Origin of the sequence: Pseudonocardia sp. (assembly GCF_025465255.1) — a bacterium.
In the GTDB taxonomy this organism is placed as follows: domain Bacteria; phylum Actinomycetota; class Actinomycetes; order Mycobacteriales; family Pseudonocardiaceae; genus Pseudonocardia.
In genome coordinates this window covers 1-12,329 of sequence record NZ_JAODNI010000251.1, presented here as the reverse complement: position 1 = coordinate 12,329, position 12,329 = coordinate 1, and the positions used below count along the sequence as shown (strand labels likewise).

11 protein-coding genes are annotated in these 12,329 nt (G+C 69.8%); 4 read left to right on the top strand and 7 right to left on the bottom strand.

The genetic code is table 11. The features are described 5' to 3' along the window. Positions 1 to 29: 29 nt before the first annotated feature. The 3 genes from JWP64_RS31020 to JWP64_RS31010 all read right to left on the bottom strand — a co-directional run bounded on the left by JWP64_RS31020 (position 30) and on the right by JWP64_RS31010 (position 2,302). Positions 30 to 536: a hypothetical protein gene (locus JWP64_RS31020; RefSeq protein ID WP_297504158.1), complete on the bottom strand. Its 507-nt coding sequence runs from the start codon at positions 534 to 536 to the stop codon at positions 30 to 32. Further along, on the bottom strand, positions 533 to 1,408 hold the full coding sequence (locus tag JWP64_RS31015) for a glycosyltransferase family 2 protein (protein WP_297504156.1): 876 nt from the start codon (positions 1,406 to 1,408) through the stop codon (positions 533 to 535). The genes JWP64_RS31020 and JWP64_RS31015 overlap by 4 nt, the downstream gene beginning before the upstream one ends. 357 nt (positions 1,409 to 1,765) lie before the next feature. Continuing rightward, the gene (locus tag JWP64_RS31010; protein ID WP_297504154.1) at positions 1,766 to 2,302 is read right to left on the bottom strand and encodes a TetR/AcrR family transcriptional regulator; all 537 of its coding nucleotides are present in this window, start codon (positions 2,300 to 2,302) and stop codon (positions 1,766 to 1,768) included. A 348-nt stretch (positions 2,303 to 2,650) separates the two neighbouring features. Between JWP64_RS31010 and JWP64_RS31005 the strand changes: the two genes are divergently transcribed. From JWP64_RS31005 to JWP64_RS30995, 3 genes are read left to right on the top strand one after another with little or no spacing between them, the layout of a single operon-like run. Continuing rightward, entirely contained in the window at positions 2,651 to 3,361 is a 711-nt protein-coding gene (locus JWP64_RS31005; RefSeq protein WP_297504150.1) for a sugar phosphate nucleotidyltransferase, read from the top strand. Continuing rightward, positions 3,358 to 4,533, top strand: a complete 1,176-nt coding sequence (locus JWP64_RS31000; RefSeq protein ID WP_297504147.1) for a DegT/DnrJ/EryC1/StrS aminotransferase family protein — start codon at positions 3,358 to 3,360, stop codon at positions 4,531 to 4,533. The genes JWP64_RS31005 and JWP64_RS31000 overlap by 4 nt, the downstream gene beginning before the upstream one ends. Further along, entirely contained in the window at positions 4,530 to 5,543 is a 1,014-nt protein-coding gene (locus JWP64_RS30995) for an NAD(P)-dependent oxidoreductase (RefSeq protein ID WP_297504144.1), read from the top strand. The genes JWP64_RS31000 and JWP64_RS30995 overlap by 4 nt, the downstream gene beginning before the upstream one ends. Positions 5,544 to 5,869: 326 nt before the next feature. Here JWP64_RS30995 and JWP64_RS30990 read toward each other — a convergent pair whose 3' ends face one another. Beyond that, positions 5,870 to 6,823 carry an endonuclease/exonuclease/phosphatase family protein gene (locus JWP64_RS30990; protein WP_297504141.1) on the bottom strand — a complete coding sequence of 318 codons (954 nt, stop codon included), beginning with the start codon at positions 6,821 to 6,823 and terminating at the stop codon, positions 5,870 to 5,872. Between the two features lie 79 nt (positions 6,824 to 6,902). Between JWP64_RS30990 and JWP64_RS30985 the strand changes: the two genes are divergently transcribed. Next, on the top strand, positions 6,903 to 7,856 hold the full coding sequence (locus JWP64_RS30985) for a histone-like nucleoid-structuring protein Lsr2 (RefSeq protein WP_297504138.1): 954 nt from the start codon (positions 6,903 to 6,905) through the stop codon (positions 7,854 to 7,856). 12 nt (positions 7,857 to 7,868) lie between these two features. Here JWP64_RS30985 and JWP64_RS30980 read toward each other — a convergent pair whose 3' ends face one another. The 3 genes from JWP64_RS30980 to JWP64_RS30970 all read right to left on the bottom strand — a co-directional run. After that, on the bottom strand, positions 7,869 to 9,191 hold the full coding sequence (locus tag JWP64_RS30980; RefSeq protein ID WP_297504135.1) for an HNH endonuclease signature motif containing protein: 1,323 nt from the start codon (positions 9,189 to 9,191) through the stop codon (positions 7,869 to 7,871). Further along, positions 9,188 to 9,724 carry a hypothetical protein gene (locus tag JWP64_RS30975; RefSeq protein WP_297504132.1) on the bottom strand — a complete coding sequence of 179 codons (537 nt, stop codon included), beginning with the start codon at positions 9,722 to 9,724 and terminating at the stop codon, positions 9,188 to 9,190. Before JWP64_RS30975 ends, JWP64_RS30980 begins: the two co-directional genes overlap by 4 nt. 1,504 nt (positions 9,725 to 11,228) lie before the next feature. Next, positions 11,229 to 12,329: hypothetical protein (locus JWP64_RS30970; protein WP_297504129.1), on the bottom strand; the 1,101-nt coding region annotated here is incomplete at its 5' end.

The following is a 12,329-nucleotide window of genomic DNA, read 5'->3' as shown; positions in this document are numbered from 1 at the left end:
GGCGTTCCGGAGCGCCGGCCGTGTCGCCTTCACGAGGGCCCGGCCCCGGTGTCCGGGGCGGTGTAGTGGATGGACTCGGTGCGGCCGACGAGGCTCACCCGGACCGACTCCCATTTGTCCGAGCCGGGAAGGTCGAGCACCACATGAACAGCACGCGGCATACCCGCCTCGACCGTGACCGTCCCGACCTGGTCGTTCAGCGGCCGTTCTCCGGGGCCCCGCACCTCTACACGGTAGGTGTAGGAACTGGCGCTCGTACCGTCGTGGGCAACCACGAAGTCGACGCCGACCTGCGCCACCCCGCCCAGCTCCCGGACGAAGACGGGAGGCCGGCCGGCAAGGAAGTACAGCTCGGTGTACCGCGACGGCTCCGCGGTGAAGGAGAGGCCGAGTTGGTGACGAACCGTCGGCGAGACCCAGGAGGCGAGACCGAGGGCGAGGGCCACGGCGACGACGGCGATCGACAGCCTGCCCTGTGTCCGCCGCCGGAGTGGCGTCTCGGGGCGGGTCCCGCCGGTCGGCTCGGTGTCGATCACGACAGGCCGGCCTGCACCGGCACGTCGATCCCGTGGGGGCGCGGGAGCGCAAGGCTCGCCATCGGCTCGGCCAGCCTCCGGAGCGCCACCTGCGTGCGCCGGGCGCGGAACCGATGCCCCGCGAGCTGGGAGACGTTGATCGTCCCGTCCCGCAACGCGTTCAGCTTGACCTCTCCACCCCGGCGCCGGTACTCGATCGGAACCTCGTCGCAGCGGAAGCCCTTCACGTAGGCCTCGTTCTTGATCTCCTGGGAGAACGCCATGCCGCCCGACCGGACGTCGAGATGCCGCCAGATCTCCCTCCGGAAGACCCACATCCCCGACTGCGAGTCCGCGAACGGTGCGCTGAAGACACCACGGTTGGCCGCCGTCAGGACATGGTTGGCCACGAGGTGCGACCAGCGCATGGCGGCCCGGTTCGCTTTGTTCAGCCGGTTGGTGGACAGGAAGTCGACCTTGCCGGCGTGCATGTGGTCGAGAAGTCCGGGCAGGGCGTCGAACGGGTAGGTGCAGTCCGCATCGCCGGTCGCGATCACATCGCCACGGGCCACCGCGAATCCGGTGTGGTAGGCGTTGCCGTAACCGCGGGCCGGCTGCAGGTACACAGTGGCTCCGAGCCCTACGGCGACCTCCGCGGTCGCGTCGGTGGAGGCGTTGTCGATCACGATGACCTCCAGGTCACAACCTGCGGCCGCCAGCTCGTCGTACGGAATGGTCGCCATCACCGGACCGAGGTTCTCCTCCTCGTTGAGAGCCGGAATGACGATCGAGACACTGCCGATGGTCGGCCACCGCTTTGCGGCGGCCTCATACTGCGCAGCCGGACCGACAGGTCCGGGCTCCGTGGACTCCTGGTCGAGCACTGTGGTCATGATCAAAGGCTCCCGTTGGCTGGCTACATCCCTTTCCACCCGTGGGCTCCTCGGTATCGGGGCCGTGGGCACTAGCAAGCTCGCAAGTCCGGAACGCTACGTTTCGTCGAGGACTAGTCCATTCGGGTCATCTTGGATACGCAAAGTTGATAACTCTTGACTCGACTAGCCCGTTTGCTCATAACGAGCAGGCATTCGGGCGTGTCATTTACTACTTCTGCTTTTACGAGCACACCTGCTCGTGAAACGCGGCGTATCGCCGGCGCGGGGACAACCGGCGGCCCCGCACCTCGACGGGCGGCGGACGCGACGCAGCCCGGAGGTGACGTGTGGGAGCGCTAGGAGCGGCCGAGAGCGTCAGGGCCGCACGCGGGGAAGCCGCCCCTCCATGACGAGGTCGACGACCTGGGTCACGAAATCGGCGTTCGGCGGGCGACCGGTGACGGCTCGGCCGAACAGCGTGCCGATGATGAGGTCGAGCAGGACCTGCGCGTCCAGGTCGTGCGGCAGGTCCCCACGACCGATCACGTAGTAGATGACCGAAGTCGCAACCGCGCGGAACGGCCCGATCACCGCCTCGAACCGCTGACGGGCTTCGGGGTCACCGACGAGCTCACCGGCCACTGTGGTGATCATCCGGCCGACAGGAGAGGCGATGATCTCGCTCATGCGACGGATGAGCTCGCGGATGACCACTGCGGAGTCACCGGCCAGTTCCATCGGCTGCCGATTGCCTGCTTCGAGCGCGGTTCCGATGACGTCGATGAGCAGGTCCAGCTTCGTGGGCCACCATCGGTACACGGTGGTCTTGCCGACTCCGGCCCGTGCGGCCACCCCCTCCATCGTGAGCTGGTGATAGCCACTCTCCGCGAAGATGGCCGCGGCCGCGTCCATGATGGCAGCGTGGGACTGGGCCGAGCGACCGCGATCAGGGCTTCGGCCGCTTTCCGGCATGATCCGTTCCTCGTCGACAGGGGAGCGTTCCCGAGTGGAACCGGCAGCGGCCGGCCTGTGTGTCGATCACTGTAGCCCCCTGATGACAAGCAGTCAGCGATCCGCTACTCAACGGCTAGTCGGACAAAATGCAGACGCTCCGGATCTCCAAAAGATCACGACAAGCCCGGGAGGCCCGGAACTCGCGAATTCGCGATGCCCGGTTCGGGGCGTAACAAGCGAGCCTCCCCCATCGAGTGGAAGGCTATCGCGTCTGAACGCCGATCTGAGGGAAGAACCGGAGGATAAATGAGCGAGCTCAAGGCTGTGATCCAAGCCGGAGGACGCGGTACGCGCCTGGCGCCGTACTCGACCGTGCTACCCAAGGCACTCATGCCGATCGGCGAAGGAACTGTGATCGACAGTTTGCTCGATCAGTTCAGCGCAGCGGGCGTGAGTAGTGTTCTGATCACCGTGAGCAAATTCGGCCCCTTGATCCGCAGCTACTGCGGCGACGGTAGCCGTTGGGGAATGGAGATCGAATACATCACGGAGAGCGAGCCGTTGGGCACCATCGGTCCGCTGAGCCCGCTGCGGGATCGCCTGGACGGCCCGTTCTTCGTCACCAACTCCGACGTCGCCACCGACCTCGCCCTGAAGGACGTGCTCGCCGCCTACGAGCCCAACCCGGCACCGTTGACCGTGGTGGTGACCCGCCAGACAGTGGGTATCGCCTATGGGGTGCTCGACCACGCGGCCGGGCAGGCGACCGGCTTCCGCGAGAAGCCGACCGAGGAGTTCTGGGTGAGCACCGGGATCTACCTGATGGATCCGGACGTGTTCGACCACATCCCGCCCAACGCGCCGTTCGGCTTCGACCAGCTCATGCGGTCGATGCTCGCCAGCGGAACCCGGATCAACGTCTTCGAGCACGAGGGGCGCTGGACGGACATCGGGCGCATCGAGGACCTGCGCCGCGCACAGGAGCAGGCCGCGGCCACCCTGGTGGACCGCCGGTGAGTGCGGTCACCGCTCCCCCGCTGATCGAGCTGGGCGCCCCGGTCCTCGGAGAACCCGAGAAGCGGGCGTTGGCCGAGGTGATCGACACCGGCTGGCTCACCATGGGCGAACGCGTGCGGCGGTTCGAGCAGGCGTTCGCGGGCGTCCACCGTGCGTCGGACGCGGTGGCCGTACATTCCGCGACCGCCGCCCTGCAGTTGAGCCTCGCCGCGTTCGACATCGGCCCGGGCGACGAGGTGCTCGTGCCCTCGCTCAGCTTCGTCGCCACCGCGAGCGTGGTCGTGCACGCCGGTGCGACGCCGGTGTTCGTCGATATCGAGGGGTCGGACCGCCCGCACATCTCGGTGGACGACGCTCGCACCCGGATCACGGAACGAACACGCGCGGTCATCGTGATGCACTACGGCGGGTACCGCGTGGACATGCCGCGCTGGCGGGCGCTGGCCGACGAGTTCGGCCTGTGTCTGTTCGAGGATGCCGCCCACGCCGCAGGCATGGCAGAGCAGGTGGGCGTCCTCAGTGACGCCGCATCGTTCAGTTTCTTCACCAACAAGAACATGACCACCGCCGAAGGCGGGATGATGCTCATCCGCGACGACGCGCGTCGAGAGCGCGCGCGCCTGTTACGCGCGCACGGAATGACCGCCAGCACGCTCGACCGTGACCGTGGCCGTGCTGTCGGGTACGACGTCGTCGAGTGCGGGCACAACTTCCGGATGGACGAACTCCGCGCGGCGATGGGACTCGTGCAGATCGAGCGCCTGGAGGGCTGGAACGCCCGTCGCCGCGCGCTCACCGAGACCTACCGGCAGGCCCTGGCCCGTGAGCTCCCCGAGGTCACGGTGCCGTTCGACAGCACCCATCCGACGACCGCGCACCTCCTCCCCGCCCTCCTACCCCCCGGCACCGACCGACCCGCAGTCATGGCACACATGCGTGAGGCGCGCGTGCAGACGAGCGTCCACTATCCGCCGATCCACCAGTTCGACTATTACCTCCGCACGCTGGGCGGGGTCTCGCTCCCGCACACCGAACGATTCTGCCGGGACGAGCTGACGTTGCCCCTGCACCCGCAGTTGAGCACCGCAGACGTCGAGCGTGTCGTCCGGTCGTTGCACCAGGCCCTCGCCGCCGGCTCGCACGAACACCCTCGAGGGGAGACAACGACGTGAACGACGAGATCGCCGGGCGCACGGTGCTCGTGGTCGGCGGCGCAGGCTATGTCGGCTCGGTGCTGGTGACCCGGCTGCTCGACGCCGGAGCGTACGTGCGCGTGCTCGACCAGCTCATCTACGACAACGGCTTCGCGCTGGCGCACCTGCTCGACAATGAGCGGCTCACCTTCCACCGCGGAGACATGCGCGACCGAGTGACCTTCACCCAGGCCGCCTCCGGAGCCGACGACGTCGTGTTGCTCGCGTCGCTCGTGGGCGACCCGGTGTGCAAGAGGTACCCCGAACTCGCTCGCCAGGTCAACGCCGATGCCGCCGAGCGCATCATCGACACCCTCGACACGCTCGCCGTGCAGCGGTTCGTGTTCACTTCCACGTGCAGCAACTACGGGATCCATGATCCAGCGTCCCTGGCGCACGAGGAGAGCGAGCTCAACCCGCAGTCGCTCTACGCCCGCACGAAGATCGATGTCGAGCGGTACCTTCTCGACCGGGCCGCGCAGATGCAGACCCATGCCAGCGTTCTGCGTATCGCCACGGCCTACGGGCTCTCGCCCAGGATGCGCTTCGACCTCACCGTGTCCCAGTTCGCCTGGGAACTGGCCTCGGGCCGCGAGCTGCTCGTCTACGACGCCGACACCTGGCGTCCGTACTGTCACATCCGTGACATCGCCAAGGCGGTCATGACGCTGCTGAGGTCCGCGCCCGAGGCCGTCCGGGGCGAGGTGTTCAACGTCGGCGACAACAACCAACAGTTCACGAAGAGGATGATCGTGGAGGAGGTGCAGAAGCACGTTCCGGGTGCCACGGTCGAGTACCGGGACGGGGACACCGACCCCCGGAACTACCGGGTCTCCTTCGACAAGATCTCCGATCGCCTCGGGTTCCACCCGGACAACAGCGTGCAGGACTACCTCGGCGCGCTCACCGCGGCGGTCCAGGCCGGAGTGTTTCCGGACGTGCATGGCAACCAGAGATACGGCAACTACGAGGTCAGGCATCTCGGCTGACCTGACTGGGGGCCGACAGCGATGAAAGGCAATGAGGTCGTCCGGCCGCCCGACTCGCTGGCCGGGTGAAAGCCGGCGAATGACCCAGAAAGCGCCCACTGGACAGTGGTCGGCGTTACTCCATATGCCAGATGGATTCCACAAAGCGACGCATACAGTTCTTCTCGGCCGTTCGCCGCAACAGCCACGGATGCGTCGTCGAGCGCATGGCGGGCATTCGCGGTCTGTTCGCGTCGTCATGACCTGATGGCACATCGACCAAGAGCGGTTACCCGCCCCGGGGTCGGGCCGAGTTCTGATGAATCGTGAGTCATGCAGTGGCGAAATCACCCTCGGCGGGGCGGGCGGATCCCCACCAGCACCGCCCGGTGATCCGTTCCGCTGATCTCCAGCACCTCGAAGCGCGTCGTCACCGCGTCCCGCGGGACGAGCACGTGGTCGATCTGGATCCCGGCCCACGCCGGGAGTCTCGAGTGGAACGTCCCCACAAGACCCTTGCCCGTCCCGAGCACCGCGCTCCGGCACCGCCCGAGGGCGGCCCGCATCCGTGAATGGTCCAGCGTCGCGTTGAAGTCCCCGGCGACGATCGGCGCCACCGGGTGCCGCGTCCACCGCGCGACGTGCCTCAGATCGCTCAACCAGCGCGCAACCCGGGCGGGGTCCACGGGGGCTGCGGCGTGGACGGCGTAGAAGGTCCGGTCCCCGAGCAGGCCGCCCGTGGCCTCGAGGTGTCTCACCCCCATCTCCGAACCGCTGCGCACACAGAGGTCCCCGGCCCGTTCCGATGCCAGCAGCGTGACCCCGTGGATGTCCGCGACGCCGGGCGGCGTGGACACCCAGGACCGGTACCCCAGGGCCTCGACCAGCGGCATCAGCTTGTCCCGGAAGTCCACGCCCGCCTCGGGAAGGGCCACGAGGTCCGGCCGCTCCCGCGCGATCACCGCCGCGAGTTCGCCGGTGTCCGCGCGACCTTTGAGCACGTTCGCCGAGAGGATCGTCAGCTCCGCAGGCCCGGCCGCCGACGGACGGGACAGCACCCGAGAGACCAGCGACGACGCACCGGCCGCCGCCACCAGGCCCAGCGCCACCGCCGCGGGCCGCGAGGACCTCCGGGCCGCGAGCACACCGGCCAGCGCCGCGGTCCCGGCGACGGTGTGCGGTCGGAACGCCACAGCGATGACGAACGGGACGCGGTGGTCGAGCCCCAACCGGTCGGGCAGCACCACGGCTGCCGCTGCGGCGCCCAGTGCTGCGGCGATCCCGAACCGGCGGGCAGACATGGCGTGTCCTCTCGATGGCGAACGTTCTCCCGGACAACGAAGACCCTGTCCAGGGGTTCCCGGTGGCACACTTTCGGCCGTGGACCTGCTGATCGCCCGGAACCCGGACCCCGACAGCTCCCTGCCCTACCTGCTGCGCGTCCCCCTCGGCGAGCACGGCCTCGTGTTCCGCGCGAAGGACACCTGGCCCCGCACGAACGCGATCTACTGTCATCCCGTTCCTGCCGCGGAGTGGCCGGCCGAGCCGCAGATCGTCGAGTCCGTCCCGTTGAAGGCGTGCACGCGTCGGGGCGCCGCGATCGACGTCGTCGCGGACCGGTCACGCGAGAACCGCTCGCAGATCGTCTTCACCAGGAGCCGCGGCCGGGAGACCGTCTTCTGGCAGTCCCCGCGCACCCGCAAGCAGGCCCGGCCGGACGTCCGCGTCCCGACCGCACGGGCGGCCGGGCTGGCCGACCTCGAGATCATCGTGGACGCCCACGAGCGCTACCCGTACAAGTTCAATGGTCAGCAGGTGAGCACCACCAGGCGGGCGCTGCCGGCAGGCGACTACGCCGTGGCCAGCGGAGGCGAGGTCGTCGCCGCGGTGGAGCGCAAGTCGCTCGGCGACCTCGCCTCGAGCGTCACGAGCGGCCGGCTGCGGTTCGCACTCACCGAGCTGGCGGCGCTGCCGCGGGCGGCCGTCGTGGTCGAGGACCGCTACTCGAAGGTCTTCACCTTCGAGCACGTGAGACCGGCGTTGATCGCGGACGGGCTGGCCGAGCTGCAGGTCCGCTGGCCGTCGGTCCCGATCGTGTTCTGCGAGACGCGGGCACTCGCCGAGGAGTGGACCTACCGCTATCTCGCGGCGGCCCGGACCTGGGCCGACGAGGAGGGCGCCGCCAGGTCCCGCATGGGGCTTCCCGCGAAGGACCCGGAGCCGTCGACGGCAGAGGTCCGGGCCTGGGCGCGGGACAAGGGCATGCCGGTGCCGGACAGGGGCCGGCTCCGGCCCGAGGTGCACGAGGCGTGGCGAGCCGCCCATCGCGCCTGAGGGCACCGGGGGTCAATCGAGGACGAGCTCCACCACTTGAGGTGGTGGTCGTTCCCGCGCCAGGAGCGCCGCGCCGACCAGGTCCGGTCGGTGGATCATGTTCCGGCGTGGTCCGCCCGGTATCCAGTACGGCGGCTCGAATATCGGGAACCCGCCGGCCATCGTGATCGTCCAGCCCTGTTTGTGGACCAGCCGGTGGTGGCGGCCGCACAGGAGCACGAGATTGCCGACCTCGGTGGTTCCTCCGTCCGCCCAGTGGGTCACGTGGTGCGCATCGCACCACTGCGGAGGCGCATCGCAGCCGGGGAAGGCGCAGCCGCCGTCACGCTGAGCCAGTGCCCGGCGCATCCCACGGGTGGCCAGGCGCTTCTCGCGGCCCACGGCCAGCGGTTCACCGGTGGTGTCGCAGAGGACCACGGGCACGAGCACCGGATCGCACGCCCAGCGCCGCGCGTCCTCCGCCGACACGATCCCCTGCCGCGTTCCCTGGCCGAACCCGATCAGACCGGCACCGGTCCCGGACTGCAGGACCTGCAGCGGCACGGTGACCGTGACCTGTGGCCGGATCCCGCCCTCGACCCCGAGCGCGCCTTGGGTCATCGCCCGCCGGGCAAGCTCGACGAGCCCGTCTCCGGTCCGTTCGGCCGTGGATCGCTGGTCCCGTTCGGCGACCTCGCAGTCCACCGAGCAGCCTTCGGACTCGCAGGTGGGTCTGGTCGGCCTGGTCAGCGGGGAGAGCGCCGTGCGGACGATCGCGGCAGATTCCTGGTCGAACCAGCCCTTGGCCTCGAATCCGTTGCCTCGCGGGCGGAACGTGAGCCGGGTGCGCGTCGGCGCGCCGTCTCGCGGGCGCGGTCCGTCCGGGTCCAGGAGCGCGAGCGCGTTCTTGCCCAGCTTCGCGACGGCGTCCGGGTCCAGGGTGCGCGAGAAGTCGACCAGGTCGGCCTCGAGCGCCGGCCGGTGCGCCCCCAGGTGCGGCGGCAGCGATGCCAGCGTCCGTTGGATGACGGCGACGTGCTCGACGGAGATGGCCGCTTCCTGAAGCGCGGCGGCGACGGCGGACAGCTCGGCCGGTACGGCCTCGCCCAGCAACGTCCGCGTGGACACGGTGGCAACGGCGGCCTGGCTCCGGAACCTCGCTGCGGACAGCGACACGTTCTGGGTGGCGACCAGCAGATCCGCCGTGTCCCGGAAACCCCTCGCCTCCGCGATCCCGCGGGACTCGAGTTCCGCAACGATCTCGAACATCTCCGCGAACATCGTGTTGATCGACCGCTGAGCAGCACCGGCCGCGAGGAGGAGCTCCTCGGGAGTGGAGTGCCAGTGATCGGTCACCACTCCATGTTATCTAACATCTGTTCGAGTTGAACCTTTCTGAGCTGGGCGGACAGCAGGAGGCGACGAGCGGCTGTGATCATCGGTAGTGCCGGCAGCGGGAACAGGACCCATCCGAGCGTGCGGCCGAGCCGGGACAGGGTGACGTCGCGGTGCGCCAGGTGGGCGAGCTCGTGCCGGATCAGCGCGGTGAACGTCGGCGACCCCGGCGTCACCAGGAGCTTGCGGGATATCGCGATCCGGTAGGCGCCGGGGCGCACCGGGCAGAACGGCGACGGCACCCTCTTCCCGACGAGCACCCTCTTCCCGACGAGCACCGTGGCCGGCCGGACGCCTTCGCTGCTCGCCAGGTCGGCGACGCGCCGGAGCGTCTCGGCGAATCGCTGGTCGACGGGCGTGAGCCCCTGCCTGCGGATCTTCGACAGCGGCACCGCGACCGTCACGACTGCCGCCAGAGCGAGGACGAGAAGCGCGGTCCCGATGGCGATCCCGGCCCGCCTGCGCTCGGACGGTGCCTGGCAAGCGAGGTCCACCGGAAGGAGCTCGGTGGCGCCGCGACTCGCCGAGCAGCGCGTTGTGCAGCGAGTTCCCGACGAAGAGGGCCGAGACCGCCAGCGCGACGACCAGGACCATCATCCGCACGGTCGGCGACGACGGGAGCGCGAGGACGTCCGACCGCGCCGGCCGGGCCGTGACCGTCTGCGGGTTCATGGCCGTACGTGGAGTGACCCGACGGTCGCGTCGGCCATGATCGTGGCCTGGGTCCGCGGGCAGGTCGAGCCGGCAGTTCTCGACGACCCCCTGCCACACCTGGCCGGCCTGCTCCTCCTTCACGAGGTCGCCGGTCCGACACCCCGTCCCGCCCATCCCGTTCCGGGTGTCGGCAGGGCTCCCGGTGCTCGCCCCCTCACGTATGGACAGACCGATGTGGAGCGACGGCGCGGTCACGACGCCGACGCCACCATCCGTCGAGCGTGAGGCCTACGTGGACGACGACAGCGTGGCCGAAACCGCCTGTGCCGCGCCCACAACGTTGATCTGCACCTCGGCCGTGACCGCGACGGTCCGCTCTTCGGGCCTCACCGCGCCACGGTGTTTCCCTGCGGCCCCTCGGTGTGTGAGAGCCACCGCGGCCGCCACGACCCGGGCCGACGACCGCGCCGGGGCACGTCCACGCGCTCCCCCGGGCTGCGACCACTCGGGTCGACGGGGCGGGGGCGGCGCCGTCCACACCGGCCCGGTCGTCGGCGGCTCGGTCACCGTCGGCCCGGTCAGGGCCTGCTCCGCCACCGCGGCCGGCGTGCCGCACCTGGTACAGAACCGCGCGCCGGGCCGCATCTCGGCGGCGCATCCCGCGCAGGCGCTCACGAGAACAGGTCGATCACGAACTGGCTGATCCGCGCGACGTCCGCGTTCGCGGACAGGGCGACGCCGAGCACCGCCAGGACGGCCTTCCAGCGGAAACCGGACCGCCTGCGCGTCCGGCTTCCCGGCGGTGAGCTCGCGCCGCGTCGCGTCGATCTCGTGCCTGATCGCGGCCTGCTCCGACTCCGTGGGGGCCAGGACGATGATCCCCTCGGCGTGGACGTCCGGGGCGGTCCGAAGATCTGCGAGGGTCGTCGGGGTCCCGGCGCCCCGGTTCGACGTCACGGTCCCGATTCCGAACGTGCTGTCCCGCAGGTCCCGGCCGGTGATCGTGATGGACTTCTTCTCGGTCATGACGGTTCGTCCTCACCCGGGCTGCGGCGGGTGACCTGGCCGATGCCGAAGGTCGTCCGCGCAGGTCACCGCCTTGCACGTTGATGTGGTGGTTGTCGACCTTGGCGCGGGCGACGTCGAGGACCGTCGTCGCGGAGTAGCCCTCGGCGGCCAGGAACTCGGTGACGGCCCGGAACACCGTCTGCTCGACGACCTGCATGTACCGGAGGGCGTCTGCCTCCTGGAAGAACTCCGGTGGCCGGTTCGAGGCCGCGAGCTCCCGCAGGCTCTTCCCCGCGCCGTACTTCGCGGGAACGACCTCGCCCGACCGCTGCTCGATCACTTGAAACGGTGCAGGACGTCGGCAGCCCGCACGGGCACCGACGCCGGCAGCTCCGCCCGGACGCCCAACATCCGCCTGAACCTCGACCTGTCCACGGGCCGGTCGATGCTGCGGAACCGTTCCTGGATCGGTAGCAGGACGCAGTGGGTCCGTTCCAGGTAGAGCATCTGCTCGTCCGCGCCGACGGTGAAGAAGCATGACGTCGTGAGGTCCCGGCCCCAGGCCTCCACCCGGAAGCAGCGGTAGAGCCGCGCGATCTCCTCGGGCCGGTCGGCCAGAACCCGGGTCCTGGCGGACGGCATCGAGGCGCGGGGCGCGCGGCTGAGGTTCGGGAGGATGCCGTCGACGGCGGGGGCACTGCGGGCACGCAGCAACCGTTCCGCGTGGACGAACACCATCTCGTACGCGCTGAGCCGACCCAACCGGCCGGCCGGGGAGAGCTGCGGGGAGGAGCGCAGTTGCTCGACGCTCGCGCTGACGTGGTCGAGCAGCTCGCTTGCGGTGAACGGCTCGGGCTCGGTGTCCGCGTCCTCGTCCCGCTCGAGGGGCAGGGCGAGCACCTCGTCCCTCGCGTCGGGTCCGGACCCCACGAAGGGCTCCGGGTTCCGGTAGACGATCACCTGCGCCTCATCGCTGCGCGGGCCGGACGTCGCGGTGTCGAAGCGTGCGAGCTCGGTTCCCCACAGCTCGCTGCCCCACATCCGGACCCGCCGCTCGCGGCCGGGCGGCAGGCGGCGGGCGTCCGGCACGAACGCCGACCGGAACCGGCTCCGGATCAGGTCCTCGACGATCGACTCGTCCGCCGCCAGGACGGCGAGCGTCGCGAGACCGAGCACCGCCCCGAAGAGCAGGCCGAGCGTCGACGATCCCAGACTGATCCCGCCGGTCAGGCTCCCGAGCGCACCGCTCACGCCGAGCGCGGGAACCACCACTAGCACGAGGACCACGGCACCCGCACCGACCATCACGGCGGTGGCTCGCGATCCCCCGTGCCTCGCGACCGCCATGGCGACCGCGGTCAGCAGCCAGAGGATCGCGAGCCACGGGAGCGTGAAGAGGAACGCCACCAGGAGCACGAGCAGCACTGCGTCCCGGAT